The following is a 21,849-nucleotide window of genomic DNA, read 5'->3' as shown; positions in this document are numbered from 1 at the left end:
TTTCGCGAACCGCCACCCGGGGGCAGCCCCCCGGGGGGATCCCTCTGCCGGCCGGAGCCATGATGTCCGACATTCGAATCGAGCATGACCTTCTTGGCCCGCGCGAGGTGCCCGGGGCTGCCTATTGGGGCATCCATACCCTGCGCGCACAGGAGAATTTCCCGATTTCCGGCCGGGTGATCGGCGAAGAGGGCGATCTGATCCGGGCGCTGGCGGCGATCAAGCTGGCTGCGGCAGAGGCCAATCGCGACCTTGGCCTGCTGGATACGGTACGGGCCGGGGCGATCATCGCCGCTGCCCGTGAGATCATGGCCGGTGCGCTGCATGACCAGTTCGTCGTCGATCAGATCCAGGGCGGCGCCGGCACCTCGACCAATATGAACGCCAATGAGGTGATCGCCAATCGCGCGCTGGAGATCATGGGGCGCGCCAAAGGCGATTACGCAACGCTGCATCCGAATGAACATGTCAATCTCGGCCAGAGCACCAATGACGTCTACCCGACCGCGTTGCGGCTGGCGACCTGGATGGGGATCGGCCGGCTGATCCCGGCTTTGGCGACGCTGCAAGGCGCCTTCGCCGCCAAAGCGCTGGACTTCGCGGATATCCTCAAGATCGGGCGCACCCAGCTGCAAGAGGCGGTGCCGATGACGCTCGGCCAGGAATTCGGCGCCTTTGCCACCATGCTGGGCGAGGATGTGGCGCGGCTGACCGAGGCGCGGGCGCTGCTATGCGAGATCAATCTCGGCGCCACCGCCATCGGCACCGGCATCACCGCCCATCCCGACTATGCCGCCCGCGCCCGCGCGCATCTGGAGGCACTGACCGGCATCCCGCTGATCACCGCGCCGGATCTGATCGAAGCCACCCAGGATTGCGGCGTCTTTGTCCAGGTCTCGGGTGTGTTGAAACGGGTTGCGGTCAAGCTCTCGAAGATCTGCAACGATCTGCGGCTCTTGTCCTCCGGCCCGCGCGCCGGGTTCAACGAGATCACCCTGCCTGCCCGCCAGGCGGGGTCTTCGATCATGCCGGGCAAGGTCAATCCGGTGATCCCCGAAGTGGTGAACCAGATCGCTTTCGAGGTGATCGGCAATGACATCACCATCACCATGGCCGCCGAGGCGGGGCAGTTGCAGCTGAATGCGTTTGAACCGGTGATCGCCTGGTCGGTCTCGCGCTCGATCCGGCATCTGACGGCGGGATGCGAGACTTTGCGGGCCAATTGCGTCACCGGCATCACCGCCAATCGCGCGGTGCTGGACCGCGTTTTCGCGCAGTCGATCGGCATTGTCACCGCGCTGAACCCCTATATCGGCTACCAGAACGCGACCGATCTCGCCCGCGAGGCCTTTGCCTCTGGCCGTGGCATCTGCGACCTGGCGCTGGAGCGCGGGCTTTTGCCCGAGGCGTTGTTGCGCACTATTCTCAGCCCCGAAAACCTGACCCGCCCCCTGGCCCGCGTGCCGTCGCTGTGAGGGGTGCCCCGATGCCCATTTCCTGCCGCAAGAGGCCAGCGCGATGATCACCGCCGCTGTACCTGCCCAGAATTCTGTCGCCGGCCCCGCGCAAGTCTCGCAGCCGGCGGGCGGTCTGGTCTATGATCGGGCGGCAACAGGGGATCGGAAAGGGGCAGGCATGGCGCTCAGGTTCACGCTCAGGCAGCTGGAATATCTGGTGGCGGTGGGGGATTTCGGCTCGGTCACCGAAGCAGCCGAGCGGGTGAATGTCTCGGCCCCTTCGGTTTCGGCGGCGATCTCGCAGCTGGAGCGCGAATTCCGCATCACGCTGTTTGTGCGCCGCCACGCGCATGGGTTGTCGCTGACCCAGGCCGGGCGCAGCTTTGTCGAGCAGGCGCGACGCATCCTGACCGAGGCCGCGCAGCTGAATGCGCTTTCGAATGAGGTGACGGGTCAGGTGCGCGGCCCTTTGCATGTCGCCTGCCTGATGACCTTTGCCCAGGTTGTGATCCCGGCGCTGCGCCGCACCTTCTGTGAAAGCTACCCGGAAGTGGAGTTCGCGCAAAACGAGCTGGATCACGCGGGTATTATCGAGGGGCTGCGGCTGGCACGTTTCGATCTCGCGCTCAGTTATGATCTTGATATTCCATCGGATATGGAATTCCATGAGCTGGGCGCCCTGCCGCCCCATGCCGTCTTGCACGAGGGTCATCCGCTGGCGGGCAATGACAGTGTCAGCATGGCGGATCTGGCCAGCCACCCGATGATCCTCCTCGATCTGCCCTATAGCGCCAGCTATTTCATCTCACTGTTCCGCGATGCCGGATGCAGCCCGAATATCGTCGAACGCACCCGCGATATCTGGGTGATGCGCGCGCTGGTTGCCAATCGCTTCGGCTATTCCATCGCCAATATCCGCCCCGCGATTGAACTGGCGCTGGATGGCAGCCGGCTGATCGACATCCCGATCAGCGGCGATCTGCGCCCGATGCGGCTGGGGATCATCACCATGCGCGAGGCTGCGAAATCGCTGACCGTGCGCCGCTTCATCGAATTTTGCAGCGAGAAGCTGAAGGACGGGGTGCATCCCGGGATCCGCCGCCTCTCGATGCCTCCCGAGACGCCACCCGAGACCTGACAGGAGCAAGACCATGACCCTTCCCGCCACCTCCGCCGAATGGCGCGCCCGCGCAGGCAGCCTGCGCTTTCGCAACCAGCTTTATATCGACGGGGCGTTTCGCGATGCGGTGGGGGGCGGGTGTTTTGCCACGGTGAACCCGGCGAATGGCGCGGTTCTGACCGAAGTGTCGCGCGGCATGGCGGCGGATATCGACCTGGCAGTCGCGGCGGCGCGGCGGGCCTTTGAGGACGGGCGCTGGTCGCGCCAGACGCCCTCGGCCCGCAAAGAGGTGCTGCTGAAACTGGCGGGCCTTATCCGCGAGAATATCGCTGAGCTTGCGCTGCTGGAGACGCTGGATATGGGGAAACCCATCGGCGACAGCTCGACCATCGACGCGCCGGGCTCGGCGCATTTCTTTCAGTGGCATGCCGAGGCCATCGACAAGCTTTATGACGAGGTTGCGCCGACCGGGGGCCGCGACCTGGCGCTGATCCGGCGCGCCCCTCTGGGGGTGGTGGGCGCGGTGGTGCCGTGGAACTTCCCGCTCGACATGGCGACCTGGAAACTGGCGCCGGCGCTGGCGATGGGGAATTCGGTGGTGCTGAAACCGGCCGAGCAATCGCCCCTGTCGGCCTTGTTTCTGGCGGAGCTGGCCTCCCGGGCCGGGCTGCCCGATGGCGTGTTGAACGTGGTGCCGGGTTACGGGGCCGAGGCGGGCCAGGCGCTTGGGCTGCACCCGGATGTCGATGCGCTGGTCTTCACCGGCTCGACTGCGACCGGCAAGCGGTTTATGAATTATGCTGCCCAAAGCAATATGAAGCAGGTCTGGCTTGAGACCGGAGGCAAATCGCCGAACCTGATCTTCGCCGATGCCGATCTTGACCAGGCGGCGCAGATGGCGGCTTTCGGCATCCTCTTCAACTCGGGCGAGGTCTGCTCCGCCAATTCCCGCATCCTCATCGCGCGCGCGGTGCAGGAGGAGTTCACCGAAAAGCTGATCGCGGCTACCGCCGCCTGGCCTTTGGGAGACCCGATGGATCTGGCCACCCGCATGGGGCCGCTGGTCGAAAAGGCGCATGCCGACAAGGTGGCGCAGTATATCGGGATCGGCAAAGCCGAGGCGCGGCTGGTTCATGGAGGCACGCGCGAGACCCGCGACGGATCAGACTGTTATATCGGTGCCACCATCTTTGCCGATGTGGCGCCCACGGCGCGGATTGCCCGCGAGGAGGTCTTTGGCCCGGTGCTGGCGGTGACGCCTTTCGACAGCGAGGAGGAGGCGCTGCAGATCGCCAATGCCAGCGAATACGGCCTTGCCGCTTCGGTCTGGACGCGGGATCTGAGCCGGGCTCTGTCGGTATCCGACCGCCTTCATGCCGGCACGGTATCGGTGAATACGGTGGATGCGCTGTCGGCGATGACGCCCTTTGGCGGGATGAAACAATCGGGATTCGGCCGCGATCTGTCGCTGCACAGCTTTGACAAATACTCGGCGCTGAAAACAATCTGGATCAAATACTGAGCAAATCCGCCTCTTCCTGAGGCACAGGCCGGGGCGGTCTGCCCCGGCCAGAAACCGGTGATTGCCCTGCCTTGCGGCGGGGTAGCGGGTGCCGGGCGATGCCTTTAATGGCGCCCGGTTGAAATGTTAGTTATTACAATGTTTTACACTTTGTTCGCGGTCCGGTCCTCCGGTCCGCGTCTCGGCCTGGCGTCTTCGCGACATTGATTAGGCACAGTCTAACCAAGGCTTCCGAAACCCATCATTTACCAGACCCTGCGCGGGCAATCCTATGGGACAGATCCCGCTTTTATCCCCTTCAGGCATCAAGGACGTCCCCAGATGCGCGACCCGAAATATGACATCCTGTTCGAGCCGCTGGCCATTGGCCCGCTGGTGGCGAAGAACCGTTTCTACCAGGTGCCGCATTGCAACGGGGGCGGCTACCGCGATCCCTCGGCCGCCGCCGCGATGCGCGGGATCAAGTCGGAAGGCGGCTGGGGTGTCATCTTCACCGAGCAGACCGAGATGCACCATACCTCGGAAATCACCCCTTTCATCGAGCTGAGGCTCTGGGAGGACAAGGATATTCCGGGGCTGCGCCGCATGTCGGATGCGATGAAGACCCATGGCGCGCTGGCCGGTATCCAGCTGGCCTATTCCGGCATCAACGGCCCGAATTTCTACACGAAAGAGGTGCCGCTGGCACCCTCGGCGCTGCCGATCCGGACCTTCACCAATGACCCGGTCTCGGCGCGGGCAATGACGAAATCCGATATCACCGACCTGCGGCGCTGGTTCGTCAATGCCGCGAAACGCTCGAAAATCGCCGGGTTTGACCTGATCTGCCTGTACGGCGCGCATGGTTTCGGGATCTTCCAGCATTTCCTGTCGCGCGCCACCAATCACCGGACCGACGAATATGGCGGCAGCCTGGAGAACCGCTCGCGGTTTGCCCGCGAGGTCGTCGCCGATATCCGCGATGCGGTGGGCGATACGATGGCGATCACCATGCGGGTCAGCCTTGACGAGAATATCGGCAATCTCGGCTTTTCCAATGCCGAGGTGCGTGAGTTTGTCGAGATGAATGCCGATCTGCCCGATCTCTGGGATCTGGCCCAGGGCGCCTGGGAGGATTGCTCGGGCCCGTCGCGGTTCAAAGAGGAAGCCGCGCAGGAGGTGCTGGTTTCCGGCATTCGCGAGCTGTCGTCGAAGCCGGTTGTCGGCGTGGGCCGTTTCACCTCCCCCGATGTGATGGCGCGGATGATCCGTCAGGGGGTGCTCGATTTCATCGGCTGCGCGCGGCCCTCGATCGCCGACCCGTTCATTCCGAAAAAGATTGACGAGGGGCGGGTGGAAGACATCCGCGAATGCATTGGCTGCAATATCTGCATCACCGGCGATATGACGATGTCGATCAGCCGCTGTACCCAGAACCCGACCTTTATGGAGGAGTGGAGGAAGGGCTGGCATCCCGAGAAGATGAACGCCAAAGGCGACAGCCAGAATGTGCTGATCGTCGGCTCCGGCCCTGCGGGCCTTGAGGCCGCGCGCGCGCTGTCCTTGCGCGGCTATGACGTCGCGCTGGCCGAGGCGACGACGATTCTCGGTGGCCGCGTGGCGCGTGAACGCCTGCTGCCGGGGCTGAGCGCCTGGGGGCGCGTCGTTGATTACCGGCAATACCAGATCAGCCAGCGCCCCAATGTCGAGACCTATTTCGACAGCCGCCTTGGCGCCGAAGAGATCCTGGAATTCGGCTTCCAGAATGTCTGTATCGCCACGGGTGCGCATTGGCGCCGCGATGGCGTGGCGCGTCAGCATGTGGTGCCGATGGAGATCGACGGTGCCATGGCCCTCTGGACGCCCGATGATGTGATGGCCGGGAAACACCGCCAGGACCTGAGCGGCAAGACCGTCGTGGTCTATGATGATGACCATTATTACATGGGCGGCGTCATGGCCGAGGTGATGGCGAAGGCGGGCGCGACGGTGACCCTGGTGACGCCCTCGGCCTATGTCTCGGACTGGACCAGAAACACGCTGGAGCAGGGCGCGATCCATCTGCGGCTGGCGGAGCTGGGCGTCGATATCCGTCTGAACACCGGCATGACGGCGGTGCGTGGCGCGTCGGTTGAGGTGAATTGCACCTATACCGACCGCCGCCAGCAGATCGAGGCGGATGCCGTGGTGATGGTCGCCTCGCGCCTTGGCGATGATGCACTTTACAATGATCTGGTCGCGAGAGAGGCAGACTGGGCCGATGCCGGTATCCGTTCCGTCAAACTGATCGGTGATGCCGCAGCCCCTGCGCCCATCGCCTGGGCCACCTATGCCGGGCACCGCTATGCGCGCGAACTGGACATGCCCGATATCGGCGACGCGCTGCCGTTCCGCCGCGAAGTCACCGAACTTGAACCGCTGTGAGGATGGCCATGGACAGGGATAAGGCCGTCGAGGTCAAAAGCGTTTCCAAACATTTCGGCACCTATCAGGCGCTGAAATCGGTCAGCTTCGACATTGGCGAGAATGAGTTTTTCACCATGCTGGGGCCTTCGGGCTGCGGCAAGACCACGCTTTTGCGGATGCTGGCGGGGTTCGAGTCCCCCGATCAGGGCTCGATCCTCTTGCATGGGCGCGAGGTGACGCAGATCCCGCCGCATAAGCGCCGCGTGAATACGGTCTTCCAGTCCTACGCGCTGTTTCCGCATATGACGCTGGAACAGAATGTCGCTTACGGCCTTGAAAACCTTGGCTGGGAGCGGGCAAAGATCCGCGCCCGCACCGGCGAGATGCTGGAGCGCGTGCATATGTCGGCAATGGCCACCCGCAAGCCCGGCCAGCTTTCGGGCGGGCAGCGGCAGCGGGTGGCGCTGGCCCGCGCGCTGGCGCCCGAGCCGGAGATCCTGCTGCTGGATGAGCCGCTTTCGGCGCTGGATCTGAAGCTGCGCCAGGCGATGCGCGATGAATTGCGCAATCTGCAGCGCGATACCGGCATCACTTTTGTCTTCGTCACCCATGACCAGGAAGAGGCGCTCGACATGTCGGACCGCATCGCGGTCCTGGGCGCGGGTGAGGTGCAGCAGATCGGCACCCCGGCGCAGATCTACGAAGAACCCGTGAACCGTTTCGTCGCGGATTTCGTGGGCGAGACCAATTTCCTCGATGTCGAGGTGCTGGACTCGCGTGAGGGTCAGGCCACGATCCGCACGCCCCTTGGCACCTTCGGGGTGCCCGCGACCGGCGCGGCGCAAAAGGGCCGCGCGACGCTGTCGATCCGGCCGGAAAAGATCAATCTCGGTGATCAGGCCGCCGGAGGCATCACGCTGGCCGCGCGTGTCGTGAACCAGAATTACATGGGCGGCTTCACCCATTATACGCTGGAGACCGGAGGGGTGACCTTACGCGCCTCGCGCCGCAATGCGTCGCGCCAGGGCGATCTGGTGGCGACGGGGGCGGATGTCACCATCGGTTTCCTGCCGGGATCCGCGCGGGTGCTGGCATCATGAGGCGGCTTGCGAACAATCTGCCCTTCTGGGGACTGTTGCCGGCCTGGGCGCTGATGGGGTTCGCGCTGATCCTGCCGATCCTGATCATCGCCGCCGTTTCGGTCGCGACGCGCGGCTCGCATGGTGGTTTCACCTGGGATTTCAACCCGGCGGGCTATGCCCAGATCCTCTTCAACGAGGGCTGGTCGGGGGAACTGGAATTCACCCCGCAATATCTGATCATCATTGGCCGCACCTTCCTGCTGGCGGGTGCCACGACGGCGCTTTGCCTGATTTTCGCGCTGCCGGTGGCCTGGTATATCTCGCGCCAGACGCCGGGGATGCGCGCGATCCTGGTCTATCTGGTGACGCTGCCCTTCTGGGTCTCGATGATCCTCAGGGTCTATGCCTGGATGATCATCCTCGGCAAAGACGGCCCCCTGCCACGGTTTCTGGAGACTTTCGGCCTCGCGCCGGGGACGAGCTTTATGTTCAACGATGGCGCGACACTGGTGGCAATGGTCTATACCTGCATGCCGCTGATGGTGCTGCCGATCTATGCCTCGATCGAAAAGCTGGATCTGACGCTGATCGAGGCCTCGCATGACCTGCATGGAAACCGTTTCACCACCTTCCGCCGGGTGATCCTGCCGCTGACCGCGCCGGGGATCGTCTCGGGCGCCATTCTCGTCTTCGTTCCCGCTTTGGGCGCGGTGCTGGAGCCTGTGCTGATGGGCGGCGGCAAGCAGATGATGATGGGCTCGCTCATTCAGCTGCAATTCGGCGGCGGGCGCAACTGGCCGTTTGGTGCCGCGATTGCCATGGTGCTGATGGGGCTGGTGATGCTGTTCCTGATCGTCACCGCGCTGCGTGCCGCACGCCGGACCGCCGGGATGGAGGCACGCGCATGAGCCGTAGCCATGATGTGAAACGTTATCCGGGCTTTGGCTGGCTGACGCTGGTATTCTTCGTCTGGCTCTATCTGCCGCTGATGGTGGTGGTGGTCTATTCCTTCAACGCGAACCGCATCGCCGGGGTCTGGACCGGATTTTCCCTCGACTGGTATGCTTCGGCGCTGAAGAACCAGGCGCTGATGAATGCGCTGAAAACTTCGGTCACGGTGGCGCTGATCGCGACGGCGGTGGCGACGAGCGTGGCGCTGATGGCGGCGCTGGCGATCATCCGGGGCAAGAATGTGCGGTTTCGGCGCCTGTCCGAGACGGTTGTGAACCTGCCGCTTTTACTGCCCGAGATCGTGCTGGCAGTGGCGAGCCTGATCCTCTTCTCGCTGGTCGGGCTGCAAAACGGGCTCCTGAAGCTGATCCTTGCCCATTCCGCCTTTTGCACGCCCTTTGCCTTCCTGCCGATCCGGGCGCGGCTGCAGGGCATGAGCCTCGATTTCGAAGAGGCCAGCGCCGATCTCTATGCCGGCCGCTGGACCACCTTCCGCCGGGTGACGCTGCCGCTGATCTTCCCGGGCGTGTTCTCCGGCGCGATGCTCGCCTTCCTGATCTCGATGGATGACTTCATCACCTCGAACATGCTGGCCTCGGGCGGCACCACCACATTGCCGGTCTATATCTTCTCGCTGATCCGGTCCGGCACCACGCCCGAGCTGAACGCCATCGGCACGCTGATGATCCTGGCCTCGCTGATCCTTGCCACCGCAGCACTTCTGGTCGCGCGGCGCGGCACAAAACCCTGAAAAACCAAAGAAACCAACAGAGGATGTGACTATGAAAACCCTGCTTTCCGCATCGGCCCTTGCGCTGATCACCGCCACCGCCACTGGCACCGCCGCTCAGGCTGAGGGCAATCTGAACCTTTATGTCTGGGCGGATTCCATCAATCCCGAACTGATCGCGACGTTTTCGAAAGAGTACGATGTCAAGGTCAATGTCGACAGCTATACCTCGAACGAGGATCTGTTGACCAAGCTGCAGGCGGGGTCTTCGGGCTATGACCTCTCGACCCCCTCGCAGCATTTCCTGCGTGTGATGATCGATGAGGGGCTGATCGAGAATTACGGGGCAAACAAGCTCGAGGCCTTCAACAATATCGAAGAAAAATGGCGCAATCAGTGGTGGGATGAGACCCAGGAATATTCGATCCCGATCGCCTATGGCACGGCCGGTTTCGCGATCAATTCCGATCTCTACAAAGGCCCGACCGACTCGATGAAAGTGTTCTTCGAGCCCGAGGGAGAGCTCTTTGGCAAGATCGCCATGCTGTCTTATCCCGATGAGGTGGTCGGCGCGGCGCAGCTTTATCTTGGCGTGCCTTTCTGTTCGGAAGACCCCGATGAGATGAAGCGCGTGCTGGATCTTCTGATGGCGCAAAAGCCCGCAGTTGCCGCCTATTCCTCGGACAATATCGCCAGCCGTCTGGGCTCGGGTGAGGTGCTGTCGCATTTCTGGTGGCAGGGTGAGGTTCTGAAAGCCCGCAAGGGCGGGGCGCCCTTTGCCTTTGCCTTCCCGAAAGAGGGGCTGGTGGGCTGGATCGATTCCATGGTGATCCCGAAAGGCGCGCCAAACCAGGAGAATGCGGTGAAGTTCATCGAGTTCATGTCGCGTCCGGAAAATGCCACCGCGCAGATGAATTACTACGCCTATTCCTCGCCGATGAAGGTCAATGCCGAGGATATCATCTACACGCCGGAAAACGCGCCGGAGCTGTTCATCGAAGTGCCGATTGAATTCTCGCGCACCTGCTCGCCTGCGGCTCAGGATCTGGTGAACCGGGTCTGGACCCAGCTGCTGCAATAAGCCGCCTTGCCTGACCGGGGCCGGGAGCGATCCCGGCCCCTTTCCCGTTTTGGCCGGAGGGGAAGATGTCCGCCGATCTGGTGATCCTGAACGCACATATGCGCCCGCTTTTCGCCGCCCCCGGCTCCACTGCGATTGCGGTGGCGGCGGGGCGCATCCTTGCAACCGGCGATGATGCGGCGATCCGCACCCATATCGGGGCGGAGACCCGGGTGATCGACGCCGGAGGGCGCGCGCTGATGCCCGGCTTTATCGAGAGTCATCTGCATCTGATGATGGGCGGCGCAGCACTTTCGATGCTGAATATGGGCGCGCTGTTCGGCTTTGATCCGGTCCGTGCGGCGCTGACGGATTTCGCCGCCACGCAACCCGGCGACGGCATCCTGTTCGGCTATGCGGTGAATTATGTGATCTTTGGCGAGGGGACGCGCCCCGACCGCCACATCCTTGACCGCATCATCCCGGATCGCCCGCTTTGCCTGATCGCGACCGATCTCCATTGTGCCTGGGCCAATACAAGCGCGCTGGAACTGGCCGGGATCCTCCATGGCGCCGATCCTGGCCCCGGGTCTGAGGTGGTGATGGGGGCGGATGGTCTCGCCAGTGGTGAATTGCGCGAGTTTGCGGCGATGAACAGGGTTAAGATGCTCTCGCCCCTGCAGGGCCGTGACGCGATGGATTACCGCATGACCGGGCAGGAGACCGCCGGCGCGCGCGACCATGACCGCGCAGTGATCCGGGCTGCGGGCGATTATTGCGCGAGCCTTGGCATCACCCGCGCGGTGAATATGGACGGCAATGCCTGGCAGGCCGGGCTGATGCGCGATCTGGCGCTCGCGGGTGAGATGCCGGTCAGGGTCAGCCTGCCTTTGATGCTTGAGGCGAAAGACGGCGTCGAAGGCGTTGCCCGGATCGGTGATTTCGGCGCGGAAGTGCCCGGCTGGCTGTCCTTTGGCCGCATCAAACTGTTCATGGACGGGGTATTCGACACCTGGACCGCGCTGACCGTCACCGATTATCCCGACCGGCCCGGTTTCCGATCGGACCCCCTGATCCCGCCGGATCTGTTCAACCGGATCTGTGTCGAGGCCGACCGCAGGGGCCTTCAGATCACCACCCATGCGGTGGGGGATGGCGCGGTGCGCGCGGTGATCGACGGCTATGAGGCGGCGGCCCTTGCCAATGGTAAGCGCGATGCCCGCCACCGGATCGAACATATCGACACCATCACGCCCGATGACCTTGACCGGCTGAAACCCCTTGGCATCACCGCCTCGATGCAGCCGGTGCATCCGCCGGGGTCCGCCGGGCTGCCACTGGAGCCGACGACCACCATCATGGGCCGCGCCCGCTGGCCCACCGCCTTCCCCTGGGCGATGATCCTGGCCCGCGATGTGCCGCTGGCTTTCGGCACCGACTGGCCGGTCTCGCCGCTGTCGCCGCTCTACGCGATCCATTGCGCCCTGACGCGCCGCCTTTGGGCGGATGACATGCCCGACCAGCGCATCAGTCTTGATGAATGCCTGGCCGCCTATACGACCGGCGGCGCCTTTGCCGATTTCAATGAGACCCGGGCCGGGCGCCTGGCCCCGGGCTATGACGCCGATCTGGTGTTGATTGATGGCAGCCTCGAAAACCTTGCGACAGATGCGCGCGCGGCCACAGTCGCGCTGACCATCTGCGCCGGCAAAATCACATATGGAACATTCTGATGGACAGCTTTGACTATATCATCATCGGCGCCGGGGCGGCGGGCTGCGTGCTGGCGAACCGGCTTTCCGCCAATCCGAAATCGCGTGTGCTGGTGATCGAATCCGGCGGCTCGGATCGCGATATCCGTGTGAAAGTGCCGGCGGGAATTCTGGCTATGTATGGCCGCAAACGCTTTGATTACGGCTATACCGGGGTGAAACAGCCCGAACTGAACAACCGTGAGATCCCGGTCAATCGGGGGCGGATGCTCGGGGGCTCGTCCTCGCTGAACTCGATGCTTTATATTCGCGGCGCAGCGGCGGATTACGACGAATGGGCGGCGCTTGGCTGTCAGGGCTGGGCCTGGTCGGATGTGCTGCCATTGTTCAAAGACCTCGAGCAGAACCAGGTCGGCCAGGACCCGCGGCTCCATGGCGCCAAGGGCGAGCTGATCGTGGCGCGTCCGAAAGACCCGAACCCGGTTTGCGAGGATTACATCCGCGCGGGCGAGACGCTCGGCCTGCCAAGGAACACCGATTTCAACGGCGACAGCCAGCTGGGCCTTGGCGTCTATGATGTGACGCAGAAGAACGGCATCCGCTTTTCCGCCTATAATGCGTATCTGGAGCCGGTGCAGGGCCGGGCGAACCTTACCATTATGACCGGCACTGACCTCAGGCGGCTGATCCTGCAGGGGCGCCGCGTCACCGGGGTCGAGGTTTTGCGGGGTGGTGTGGTACAGACCATCCGGTGCCGGGGCGAGGTGGTGCTTTCGACGGGCGCAATCGGCACGCCCATGGCGCTGATGGCGTCGGGGATCGGGCCGGGGGCGGCGCTTGCGGGGCAGGGGCTCCAGGTGGTCCATGACCTGCCCGGCGTCGGCCAGAACCTGCGCGACCATGTCGACGGCATGATCACGGTCAGGTCGGATTCGACCCGGACGCTCGGCTTTTCGGTCCGCAATGCGGCAAGCCTGCTGGCCGCGCCCTTCCGCTTCGCCGCAAGCCGAAAGGGGATGCTGTCGACGAATTACGTCGTCGCCGGTGGGTTTGCCCGCACAGCCCTGGCGGAAAACGATTTGCCGGATGTGCAGTTCCATTTCGTCCCCGGCTATCGCAGCCATCGCGGCAGGCTGGTCGAATGGGGCCATGGTTTCGCGGTGCATACCTGCGTCTTGCGGCCGCGCTCGGTCGGCGAGATCCGGCTGCGGCGCGACGGCGCGGGCGTCACCCATGAGATCGACCACCGCTTTTTCAGCGACCCCCGCGATGCGCATGTGCTGGTCGAGGGGATCAAACTCTCCCGCCGCATCTTTGCCGCAGCACCGATGGCCGGCCTCAGGGGGCGCGAGGTCCTGCCCGGGCCTGCGGTTCAGACCGATGACGAGATCCTCGCTTACCTTAGGGCCGAGGCGCTGACCGTCTATCACCCGGTGGGCACCGCGAAGATGGGTACTGACGCGATGGCAGTGGTCGATCCGGTGACGATGAAGGTGCATGGCATCGACGGGTTGCGCGTGGCCGATGCCTCGGTGATGCCGACGCTGATCGGCGGCAACACCAATGCGCCGAGCCAGATGATCGGCGAAAAGGCGGCAAGGGCGATCCTTGCCGCGTGAGGCGCTGCCCAGTCCCCGCCGCATGGCGCGGTGCCCAGTCCCTGCCGCATGACGCGGCGGGCCATCCTCGCGGCATAGGTTTCGCTGAAACACAGGCTCAACAAATACTCATCCCAAGCCCCGGGCGAAGCGGTTACAAATCCCCCGAGGCCTTTATACCCTTCAGGAGCATGACATGCCCGTCCACAAGCGGATCCGCCCCTTCAACACCAAAGAAACCTATCCCGAGCAAAAGCTGAACAATGACCTCTGCCAGGCCGTTGTGGCGCGTGGGGCGACCGTATTCGTGCGCGGCCAGATCGGCCAGGATCTCGACACCCGCGAAAGCGTCGCGATCGGCGATGTGGCGGGCCAGGCGCGCAAGGCGATGGAAAACATCAAAATGCTGCTGGAGGAATCGGGTTCCGACCTGACCCATATCTGCCGCGTGGTGATCTATCTGATCGACATCCGCTACCGCGAGGCGGTCTATAATGTGATGGGAGAATATCTGAAGGGCGTGTTCCCGGTCTCGACCGGCCTTGTTGTCTCCGCGCTTGCCCGCCCCGAATGGCTGGTCGAGATCGAGGCCACCGCCGTCATCCCGGATACGGTCTGATCGGGGAGCATAAGCGATGACCTTCTCCATCTCGGCCCGTTGTGCCGATACCGGCATGTTCGGGATCGCGGTCAGTTCGTCCTCGCCTGCGGTCGCGGCGCGCTGTGCGCATGTCAGGGCCGGGGTGGGCGCGGTCTCGACGCAAAATATCACCGACCCGTCGCTGGGGCCGAAAGGGCTTGATCTGATGGCATCGGGTCTGTCGGCCGGGGCGGCGCTGGCGCGGCTGGTGGCCGGGGCGCCGCATATCGAATACCGCCAGCTGGCGCTGGTGGACCGCAATGGCGGCACGGCCAGCCATTCCGGCGCCCGGACACTGGGCCGTCACGCTTCGGCGCAAGGCACGGGTGTGGTGGCGGCGGGGAATATGCTGTCCTCCGACACCATCCCCGCCACCATGGTCGCGGCCTTTCAGGCGGCACCGGGCCATCTCGGCGACCGTCTGCTGACGGCGATGCGTGCCGCGATCGGGGCGGGCGGCGAGGAAGGCCCGGTCCATTCGATGGGTCTTGTGATGGTTGACAAGGTCTCGTGGAATGTCGCCGATCTGCGCATCGACTGGACCGAGGGCGATCCGATTGCGGAATGCGCCGCACTCTGGACCCGCTGGCAGCCCGAGATGGCGGCCTATGTCACCCGCGCCCTGAACCCGTCTCAGGCGCCGGGTTACGGCGTGCCCGGAGATCCCTGAAGCGCGATCCGCAATGCTTGCTTTCGGGGTGGTTACCTGCCTCCCCTGAGGGCGGTCGGGGGCAATGGCTCCCGCTTCCCCGGCCGCCAATTTCCACTCTGCCGGACCCTGCCAGAGGCCTGACGCGATGCCTGAGACGACCGAGATCCCCGAGGCCACCGAGATCCCCGGGACGACCGAGATTCTCGCCCGGCTGATCGCCGAGCCGACGCTGTCGCGCCAGCCGAACCTCGCGCTGCTGGATTATGTCGAGGGGCTGCTGGTCCCCGCCGGCGCCAGGATCGAGCGTTTTGCCGCTCCCGATGGCAGCCGTGCCAATCTTTGGGCCACAATCGGGCCCGATGGCCCCGGCGGCGTCATCCTGTCGGGCCATAGTGACGTGGTGCCGGTGACGGGCCAGGCCTGGAGCTCTGATCCGTTCACGCTGACGGAAAAGGACGGGCGGCTTTATGGGCGCGGCACGGCGGATATGAAGGGCTTCGTCGCAAGCGCCATCCGCGCCGCGCTGCTGGCTGCGCAAGGGGGGCTCGCGGTGCCGCTGCATCTCGCGCTGTCCTATGACGAGGAAATCGGCTGTATCGGCGTGCGCGCGCTGATCGGGGCGCTGGCGGGGCGGGTGGACCGCCCGGCTCTGTGTATCATCGGCGAGCCGACCGCGATGCAGATCGCCACCGGCCATAAGGGCAAGCGCGCGCTGAAAGCCTGCTGCCACGGGGTCGAGGGCCATTCCGCGCTGGCGCCAAAAGCGCTGAACGCGCTGCATCTGGGTGCCGAATTCATCCTGGCGCTGGAGGCCGAACAGGCGCGTCTGCGCGAGAGCGGCGCGCAGGATCCGGATTACGATATTCCCTATTCCACCATCCATGCCGGCGTGATGCAGGGCGGCACCGCGCTGAACATCGTGCCCAACCTGTGCGAAATCGACTTCGAGATCCGCAATGTCGCGGCCGATGATCCGGCGCGGATCCTTGCGGATATCCGGGGCGCGGCGGCCGGGATCACCGCGCGGCACGGGAACCGCTTTCCCACGGCGCGGATCGGGGTGGAGGAGGTCTCGGGCTATCCCGGTCTCGACACGCCGAAGGACAGCGCGGCGGTGGCCTGGCTGCGTAGCCTCCTGGGCCCCGATGCCGGGCTGATCAAGGTCGCTTTTGGCACCGAGGGCGGGCTTTTCGACCAGACGCTTGGCCTGCCGGTGCTGATCTGCGGCCCGGGCTCGATGGATCAGGGGCATAAGCCGGACGAATATGTCAGCCTTGCGCAGCTGGCCGCCTGTGACACGATGCTGGCCTCGCTGGTGGAACGGCTCAGATCCGGGAACCCGGGCTTGGGCGGGCTCAGCTGAGCGCCTGCACCTTTGCCATGAAGGCCTGGACCGGCAAAGCGCGCGCGGCATGGGGCGCGGGGCGCCGCGTCGCCAATGCGATCGAGACCTGAGGCGAGGGACCGGCGAGCTCCTTATAGACCACGCCCTCCAGCCTCAGCCGCCGCATCGCCGCCGGCATCAGTGAAAAGCCCAGGCCCGCAGAAATCAGCGACAGGACTGTGACGATCTGCGGCGCGAGCTGGCCCATGCGCGGCTCGAACCCGGCCTCGCGACAGGCGAGGATGGCGGCGTCATGCAGACTGATGCCCACCTCGCGCGGGGTCAGGATCAACGGCTCTTCCGCCATGTCCTGCAGCCGGGCGGCGGGTTCGCGGGGAAAGGGGTCGCTGGCCCCGGACCGCGCCAGCACCAGCCGTTCAGAAGCGAAAGTCAGGCATTCGAGCCCCGGTGGATCCGAGCGCGAGGGCCGCAGGATCGCGGCATCAAGCCGTCCCTCCAGCACATCTTCGCGCAACCGCACCGAATTTGATTCCGTCAGCATCAGCGCGATGCCAGGCCGCTCGGTGCGGAATTCGCGGATCAATTGCGGCACCAGCGGGTTCAGCGCCGCCGTGCCGGTGATCCCCAGACGCAAAAGCCCGGTGCGCCCCTCGGCCGCAAGACGCGCGGCAGCGGCAGCCCCGGCGGCAGCATCGGGCAGCGCCTGAACCCGGTCGCGAAAGGCGCGGCCGGCCTCGGTCAGCTCGGCCCCATGCGGCACCCGGCGAAACAAAGCGGTGCCGATCTCGGCCTCAAGATCGCGGATCTGCTGGCTCAGCGGCGGCTGCGCGATCCCCAGCCGCTGCGCCGCGCGGGTGAAGTTTCCCTCGGCGGCGATGGCGAGGAAATAGCGGATATGGCGCAGCTCCATTGCAATACCTTTTTCATATCGGACTGCGCTGAATTATATATTGGACGAATGGGCTGGCGGGCAATAGCTCTGGGCAAAGTCAAAGCCCCGAAAGCGCCATGAGCCAGAATCCCAATCCCGCCGGAGACAGCCATATCCATCGTGGCAGCCCGGAATTCACGCGGGTGCGGCTGGCGCTGTTTCTGGCCGGTTTTGCCAGTTTCGCGCTGATCTATAGCGTGCAGCCGCTGTTGCCGGCCTTTGCCACTGCTTTCGATGTCTCGCCTGCGGTCAGCTCGCTGGCGCTGTCGCTGACCACCGGCTGCCTCGCGCTGTCTATCATGGTGATGGGCGCCTGGTCGCAAAGCCTTGGCCGCAAAGGGGTCATGGTGGTCTCGATGCTGGGGGCGGCGCTGATCAACCTGGGCATCGGGGCGCTGGAGGGCTGGCATCTGTTGCTGGTCGCGCGGGCGGCAGAGGGGCTTTTGCTGGGCGGCGTGCCGGCGGTGGCGATGGCCTGGCTTGCCGAAGAGATCGCGCCCGAGGATCTGGGCCGCGCCATGGGGATCTATATCGCCGGCACCGGTTTTGGCGCCATGTGTGGCCGGGTGGGCATGGGGATACTCGCGGATCTGGGCGACTGGCGGCTTGCCATGGCGGTGCTGGGCGGGCTGTGCCTGGTTTCCGCCCTTGGCTTCGCCTGGCTGCTGCCGCCCTCGCGGAATTTCCAGGCCGCGCGCGGGGCGGGGCTGCGCTTCCACCTTGCCGCCTGGGCCGGGCATCTGAGGAACCCCGCTTTGCGCCGGCTTTACGGCATCGGCTTTTGCCTGACGAGCATCTTTGTCACCCTGTTCAACTATGCCACCTTCCGCCTGCGCGCGCCGGAATTCGGCCTGTCGCAGCTGCAGGTGAGCCTGATCTTCCTGACTTTCGGTTTCGGCATGATCTCCTCCCAGGTGGCGGGCAATCTGCTGGACCGGCTGGGGCGAAGGCCTTTGCTGATCCTCGCCTTCCTGTTGTCGGGGGCGGGCGCGCTGGTGACGCTGTCAGGCGATCTCTGGGTGATCATCACCGGTATCGCTTTGACAACCATCGGCTTTTTCATCGCCCATTCGGTGGCAAGCAGCGCGGTAGGCCAGGCGGCGATTGGGGCAAAGGGGCATGCGGCTTCGCTGTATCTTTTATTCTATTATGCCGGGGTCAGCGTGACCGGCTCGGCGGCGGGCTGGCTGTGGCAGCAGGGCGGCTGGCCGGCAGTGGTCGGGCTGGCGCTGGTGATGACGGTGGCGGGCGGGCTTCTTGCCGCCTTCGGCGCCCGGGTCGGCAGCTACAGGGGGTGAGGGCGATGCGGCTGGTCCTGGTGCCTGGTCTTCTGAACGATGCGGCGCTGTGGCATGACCAGCTTGCCCCGCTGGCTGCGGTCTGCGAGCCGGTGGTGGCCGATATCACGCAAGGCGAGACCCTGGAGGAGCTTGCACGGGCAGTGCTTACGGCGGGCGGCCCGCGTTTCGCGCTGGCGGGGTTCTCGCTGGGCGGTATCGTCGCGCAAGAGGTGATGCGCCGCGCGCCGGAGCGCGTCAGCCATCTCGCACTGATCGACACCACCATGCTGCCCGATGGCGCAGACCGCGCGGCAGAACGGCGCTGTCTGATGGCGCTGGCCGCCGATCCCGGCACATTCCACGGCTTTGGTGAAAAGCTGCTGGCGCGCTATCTGGCGCCGGAAAACCTCGGCAATGCGGCGATTGCGGCCCGGATCCGTGAGATGACCCGCCGGCTGGGGCCCGGGGTCTTTATCCGCCAAAGCCTGATCCAGCGACCCGATAGCCGCGATCTCTTGCCCCGGATCACGGTGCCGTCCCTGGTTTTGTGCGGCGCGCATGACCAGATCACGCCCCCTGAAATCAGCCGCGAAATGGCCCGCCTGATCCCTGGGGCACGGATCGCCATCGCAAACCATGCCGGCCATATGCTGCCGCTTGAGGCGCCGCTTCTGGTAAGCGAGGCGCTGAAGCGGCTGATCCTGCGCTAAGGCCCGACCGTGATCCCCGCGCGCACCTCGGCGAGGATTTCCCCGGCCAGCGCCGGATCGTCGCAGGCTTTCGCCAGCACCACCGCCCCCACCATCGCGGCCCAGGTCCGGATCGCGATGCGGCGCTGCTCGTCAGACGCGGCCCCGGGCGCCAGCACCCCCAGCCGGTCGATCTGGACGCGGATGCTTTCAGTCAGCGCCGCGCGGGCCTCGGGCGAGTGATGCACCATATCGGGGCCAAGCGCCGGGGCCAGCGCCGGGATATGGCAGCCCTTCGAGGGATCATCGCAAAGCCCGGGCGAGAGATAGGCGTCGAGGAAGCTTTCCAGATCGGGTTTCGCCTCGCGCATCTTCTCGCAGCGATGGCGGAGAATCTGCGCGATCAGATCCTCTTTCGAGCGGAAATGGCCGTAAAACGCGCCATGAGTCAGGCCTGCGGCGCGCATCACCTCGGCCACGGTCACGCCGTCAAAGCCCTTCTGCTGAAACATATGGCAGGCTTCCTCCAGGATTTTCTCCCTGTTTTCAGCCATTTGTGCGCGAGAGACCTTCATCGCCTGACCTTGCCCGTTTCCTTTGTTGACATTTAACATGACAGCCGTAATGAATGCGGCAAACGTGATGGCTGTCATGTTTATAGCCCGCGCCCGCGGGCAAAACAACCTCCTCCGCCGGTCACCTCCCTCCCGGGGCCGGCGCCTCAGAACCGGATTGCCCCAGATGTCGACCGAGACCCTGTTTCGCCCCTTTACGCTGAAAACCCTTGCGCTGAAGAACCGCATCGTCATGGCGCCGATGACGCGGGGCATGGCGCCGGATGGCATTCCGGGCGCCGCCAATGCCGAATATTACCGCAAACGTGCCGCTGGTGATGTCGGGCTGATCCTGACCGAGGGCACGGTGATCGACCGTCCGGCCTCGCGCAATCTGCCGGGGATCCCGTTTTTCCATGGCGAGGCGGCGCTTGCGGGCTGGAAGGGTGTTGCCGATGCCGTGCATGCGGCGGGCGGCAGGATCGGGCCGCAGCTCTGGCATACCGGCTCGACCCGCGCCGGCAAATGGGAGCCGGAGGCGCCGGTCGAAAGCCCCTCGGGCGTGATCGGGCCGGATCAGCCGCGGGGCGTCGCCATGACCGAAGAGGATATTGCCGATACGGTTGCGGCTTTTGCCCGCGCTGCGGCGGATGCGAAACGGCTGGGCTTTGACACGGTCGAGCTGCATGGCGCCCATGGCTATCTGATCGACCAGTTCTTCTGGGAAGGCTCGAATACCCGCACCGATGTCTATGGGGGCGCCACCATCGCCGAACGCGCCCGTTTCGCGGCCGAGGCGGTCCGGGCTGTGCGCGCGGCCGTCGGCCCGGATTTCCCGCTGATCCTGCGCGTGAGCCAGTGGAAACAGCAGAATTACGATGCGCGTCTTGCCGCGACGCCTGACGAGATGACCGCCTGGCTCGCGCCGCTGGTCGAGGCAGGGGTGGATATCCTCCATTGCTCGCAACGCCGGGTCTGGGTGCCGGAATTCCCCGAGCTCGACGGCGAGAACGGGCTGAATTTCGCCGGCTGGGCCAAGAAGCTGACCGGGGCAGCAACGATCTCGGTCGGCTCGGTCGGGCTGGACAGCGAGTTTTTCGGCGCGTTCAAAGGGCAGGGCTCCGGCGCGGCGCCGATCGGCAATCTGCTGGAGCGGATGGCACGCGACGAGTTCGACCTGATCGCGGTCGGGCGGGTGTTGTTGGCCGATCCGGACTGGGCGGCCAAGGTCGAGGCGGGGCGGCTTGATGATCTGAAGGGCTTTACCCCCGAGGCGCTGGCCGCTCTGGTCTGAGCCTGATCCTGGAGGCTGTTCCGGGGGGGGCCGGGGCGCGCGCGGGCAACCCGGCCCCGGCAGGACAGAACGGTATAAAACAGCGCGGGATCGGCAAAGCCGGCCTCGCGCAACTGCATTTCCTCTTCGACCTGGGAAGGCCGCATCGGTTTTCGGCCACGACTCGCGCGGTCAGCGTCGCGAGACACCCGGCGCCGCCCAGGAACTGCAGCCCCGGAAAGCAGGTGGCGCCGTCAAAGGGGCCAGGTTCTGCATCCCCGATCAGCCCCTGCCGCACCGTAACCCGCGCCGCAAGCCTGCCAGGAAGCCGGGCGGCCTCGTCCGGCATCGGCCCGGACGGGGCGATCCCGAGGACGGTCCGGGCTGGGCGGGCCGTGGGAAAGGCCCGCAACTCCAGCCCGCCACCGGCGCCGGGGACCGGCATTCTCGCAGAATCCGGCGCGGCTTCCGGCAGGAGTATCTGCGCGATCCGGTGCAGGTCGTTAAAGCCCGGCACCCGGCCCGGTATGAGGTCGGCACAGGACCGGACGAGCCCCGGATCGCGGAACGGGGCGGCGGGCAGGGCAGGCGGGCTGCGGCCCGGGGGCGAAAGTCATCTCGATCACCGGCGCCTCGAATACGGCGCTGGCGAATTATTCCGATGTGCTGATCAATGTCGAGACGCTGGAGAACACCGATCTCTTCACGCCGACCACCTCGCGCATCGCGGCGCTGGTGGCGGTGGATATCCTCTCGACCCTGGTGGCGCGACGGCATGACCGGGTGGAAAGCCAGCGCCTGCTGCGGATGAAGCGCTACCTGAGCCAGGTCCGCAAGACCCAGATGTTCTGAACCTTTGCCACACTCC

The 21,849-nt window shown here is 65.0% G+C and carries 19 protein-coding genes; 17 read left to right on the top strand and 2 right to left on the bottom strand.

Annotated features, from left to right (window positions below; genetic code table 11):
- Positions 1–62: 62 nt before the first annotated feature.
- From DRF71_RS21930 to argE, 13 genes are all read left to right on the top strand, one after another.
- On the top strand, positions 63–1,475 hold the full coding sequence (locus DRF71_RS21930) for an aspartate ammonia-lyase (protein ID WP_112312755.1): 1,413 nt from the start codon (positions 63–65) through the stop codon (positions 1,473–1,475).
- A 160-nt stretch (positions 1,476–1,635) separates the two neighbouring features.
- Entirely contained in the window at positions 1,636–2,595 is a 960-nt protein-coding gene (locus tag DRF71_RS21925; protein ID WP_112312753.1) for a LysR family transcriptional regulator, read from the top strand.
- Between the two features lie 13 nt (positions 2,596–2,608).
- On the top strand, positions 2,609–4,099 hold the full coding sequence (locus tag DRF71_RS21920; RefSeq protein WP_112312633.1) for an aldehyde dehydrogenase: 1,491 nt from the start codon (positions 2,609–2,611) through the stop codon (positions 4,097–4,099).
- A gap of 321 nt (positions 4,100–4,420) precedes the next feature.
- Positions 4,421–6,502, top strand: a complete 2,082-nt coding sequence (locus tag DRF71_RS21915; RefSeq protein ID WP_112312632.1) for an oxidoreductase — start codon at positions 4,421–4,423, stop codon at positions 6,500–6,502.
- A gap of 8 nt (positions 6,503–6,510) precedes the next feature.
- Positions 6,511–7,584, top strand: a complete 1,074-nt coding sequence (locus tag DRF71_RS21910; protein ID WP_112312751.1) for an ABC transporter ATP-binding protein — start codon at positions 6,511–6,513, stop codon at positions 7,582–7,584.
- Entirely contained in the window at positions 7,581–8,474 is an 894-nt protein-coding gene (locus DRF71_RS21905; RefSeq protein WP_112312631.1) for an ABC transporter permease, read from the top strand. Before DRF71_RS21910 ends, DRF71_RS21905 begins: the two co-directional genes overlap by 4 nt.
- Positions 8,471–9,268, top strand: a complete 798-nt coding sequence (locus DRF71_RS21900; protein WP_112312630.1) for an ABC transporter permease — start codon at positions 8,471–8,473, stop codon at positions 9,266–9,268. Before DRF71_RS21905 ends, DRF71_RS21900 begins: the two co-directional genes overlap by 4 nt.
- 31 nt (positions 9,269–9,299) lie before the next feature.
- Positions 9,300–10,328: an extracellular solute-binding protein gene (locus tag DRF71_RS21895; protein ID WP_112312629.1), complete on the top strand. Its 1,029-nt coding sequence runs from the start codon at positions 9,300–9,302 to the stop codon at positions 10,326–10,328.
- Positions 10,329–10,393: 65 nt separating this feature from the next.
- Positions 10,394–12,040: an amidohydrolase gene (locus DRF71_RS21890; protein ID WP_112312628.1), complete on the top strand. Its 1,647-nt coding sequence runs from the start codon at positions 10,394–10,396 to the stop codon at positions 12,038–12,040.
- Positions 12,040–13,638, top strand: a complete 1,599-nt coding sequence (locus tag DRF71_RS21885) for a GMC family oxidoreductase (protein WP_112312627.1) — start codon at positions 12,040–12,042, stop codon at positions 13,636–13,638. Before DRF71_RS21890 ends, DRF71_RS21885 begins: the two co-directional genes overlap by 1 nt.
- A gap of 175 nt (positions 13,639–13,813) precedes the next feature.
- Positions 13,814–14,236 carry a RidA family protein gene (locus DRF71_RS21880; protein WP_112312626.1) on the top strand — a complete coding sequence of 141 codons (423 nt, stop codon included), beginning with the start codon at positions 13,814–13,816 and terminating at the stop codon, positions 14,234–14,236.
- Between the two features lie 16 nt (positions 14,237–14,252).
- Entirely contained in the window at positions 14,253–14,927 is a 675-nt protein-coding gene (locus DRF71_RS21875) for a DUF1028 domain-containing protein (protein ID WP_112312625.1), read from the top strand.
- 127 nt (positions 14,928–15,054) lie between these two features.
- Positions 15,055–16,272, top strand: coding sequence for an acetylornithine deacetylase (gene argE / locus DRF71_RS21870; protein WP_112312624.1), 1,218 nt, complete (start codon positions 15,055–15,057; stop codon positions 16,270–16,272).
- Here the strand turns inward: argE and DRF71_RS21865 are convergent.
- On the bottom strand, positions 16,265–17,164 hold the full coding sequence (locus DRF71_RS21865) for a LysR family transcriptional regulator (protein ID WP_112312623.1): 900 nt from the start codon (positions 17,162–17,164) through the stop codon (positions 16,265–16,267). The genes argE and DRF71_RS21865 overlap by 8 nt on opposite strands.
- Before the next feature lie 98 nt (positions 17,165–17,262).
- Between DRF71_RS21865 and DRF71_RS21860 the strand changes: the two genes are divergently transcribed.
- Both DRF71_RS21860 and DRF71_RS21855 read left to right on the top strand, forming a co-directional pair.
- Positions 17,263–18,483: an MFS transporter gene (locus DRF71_RS21860; RefSeq protein ID WP_112312622.1), complete on the top strand. Its 1,221-nt coding sequence runs from the start codon at positions 17,263–17,265 to the stop codon at positions 18,481–18,483.
- A 5-nt stretch (positions 18,484–18,488) separates the two neighbouring features.
- A complete protein-coding gene (locus DRF71_RS21855) occupies positions 18,489–19,175 on the top strand; it encodes an alpha/beta fold hydrolase (RefSeq protein ID WP_112312621.1) in 687 nt (228 codons plus the stop codon).
- Here DRF71_RS21855 and DRF71_RS21850 read toward each other — a convergent pair.
- Positions 19,172–19,708, bottom strand: a complete 537-nt coding sequence (locus tag DRF71_RS21850) for a TetR/AcrR family transcriptional regulator (RefSeq protein WP_269814395.1) — start codon at positions 19,706–19,708, stop codon at positions 19,172–19,174. The two genes, DRF71_RS21855 and DRF71_RS21850, sit on opposite strands and share 4 nt — an antisense overlap.
- A 187-nt stretch (positions 19,709–19,895) precedes the next feature.
- Between DRF71_RS21850 and DRF71_RS21845 the strand changes: the two genes are divergently transcribed.
- Both DRF71_RS21845 and DRF71_RS21840 read left to right on the top strand, forming a co-directional pair.
- The gene (locus DRF71_RS21845) at positions 19,896–21,002 is read left to right on the top strand and encodes an NADH:flavin oxidoreductase (RefSeq protein WP_112312619.1); all 1,107 of its coding nucleotides are present in this window, start codon (positions 19,896–19,898) and stop codon (positions 21,000–21,002) included.
- A gap of 642 nt (positions 21,003–21,644) precedes the next feature.
- Positions 21,645–21,833, top strand: a complete 189-nt coding sequence (locus DRF71_RS21840; protein WP_112312618.1) for a hypothetical protein — start codon at positions 21,645–21,647, stop codon at positions 21,831–21,833.
- Positions 21,834–21,849 lie beyond the last annotated feature (16 nt).

The sequence above is a fragment of the Pseudogemmobacter bohemicus genome, from assembly GCF_003290025.1.
GTDB lineage: Bacteria > Pseudomonadota > Alphaproteobacteria > Rhodobacterales > Rhodobacteraceae > Pseudogemmobacter > Pseudogemmobacter bohemicus.
This window is presented reverse-complemented; position numbering and strand designations above follow the sequence as displayed.

What these genes read in the sequence shown, in the direction of transcription:
- DRF71_RS21930 (WP_112312755.1), top strand. Translation starts at nt 63, where the DNA reads ATGTCCGACATTCGAATCGAGCATGACCTTCTTGGCCCGCGCGAGGTG.
- DRF71_RS21925 (WP_112312753.1), top strand. Translation starts at nt 1,636, where the DNA reads ATGGCGCTCAGGTTCACGCTCAGGCAGCTGGAATATCTGGTGGCGGTG.
- DRF71_RS21920 (WP_112312633.1), top strand. Translation starts at nt 2,609, where the DNA reads ATGACCCTTCCCGCCACCTCCGCCGAATGGCGCGCCCGCGCAGGCAGC.
- DRF71_RS21915 (WP_112312632.1), top strand. Translation starts at nt 4,421, where the DNA reads ATGCGCGACCCGAAATATGACATCCTGTTCGAGCCGCTGGCCATTGGC.
- DRF71_RS21910 (WP_112312751.1), top strand. Translation starts at nt 6,511, where the DNA reads ATGGACAGGGATAAGGCCGTCGAGGTCAAAAGCGTTTCCAAACATTTC.
- DRF71_RS21905 (WP_112312631.1), top strand. Translation starts at nt 7,581, where the DNA reads ATGAGGCGGCTTGCGAACAATCTGCCCTTCTGGGGACTGTTGCCGGCC.
- DRF71_RS21900 (WP_112312630.1), top strand. Translation starts at nt 8,471, where the DNA reads ATGAGCCGTAGCCATGATGTGAAACGTTATCCGGGCTTTGGCTGGCTG.
- DRF71_RS21895 (WP_112312629.1), top strand. Translation starts at nt 9,300, where the DNA reads ATGAAAACCCTGCTTTCCGCATCGGCCCTTGCGCTGATCACCGCCACC.
- DRF71_RS21890 (WP_112312628.1), top strand. Translation starts at nt 10,394, where the DNA reads ATGTCCGCCGATCTGGTGATCCTGAACGCACATATGCGCCCGCTTTTC.
- DRF71_RS21885 (WP_112312627.1), top strand. Translation starts at nt 12,040, where the DNA reads ATGGACAGCTTTGACTATATCATCATCGGCGCCGGGGCGGCGGGCTGC.
- DRF71_RS21880 (WP_112312626.1), top strand. Translation starts at nt 13,814, where the DNA reads ATGCCCGTCCACAAGCGGATCCGCCCCTTCAACACCAAAGAAACCTAT.
- DRF71_RS21875 (WP_112312625.1), top strand. Translation starts at nt 14,253, where the DNA reads ATGACCTTCTCCATCTCGGCCCGTTGTGCCGATACCGGCATGTTCGGG.
- argE (WP_112312624.1), top strand. Translation starts at nt 15,055, where the DNA reads ATGCCTGAGACGACCGAGATCCCCGAGGCCACCGAGATCCCCGGGACG.
- DRF71_RS21865 (WP_112312623.1), bottom strand. Translation starts at nt 17,164, where the DNA reads ATGGAGCTGCGCCATATCCGCTATTTCCTCGCCATCGCCGCCGAGGGA.
- DRF71_RS21860 (WP_112312622.1), top strand. Translation starts at nt 17,263, where the DNA reads ATGAGCCAGAATCCCAATCCCGCCGGAGACAGCCATATCCATCGTGGC.
- DRF71_RS21855 (WP_112312621.1), top strand. Translation starts at nt 18,489, where the DNA reads ATGCGGCTGGTCCTGGTGCCTGGTCTTCTGAACGATGCGGCGCTGTGG.
- DRF71_RS21850 (WP_269814395.1), bottom strand. Translation starts at nt 19,708, where the DNA reads ATGGCTGAAAACAGGGAGAAAATCCTGGAGGAAGCCTGCCATATGTTT.
- DRF71_RS21845 (WP_112312619.1), top strand. Translation starts at nt 19,896, where the DNA reads ATGTCGACCGAGACCCTGTTTCGCCCCTTTACGCTGAAAACCCTTGCG.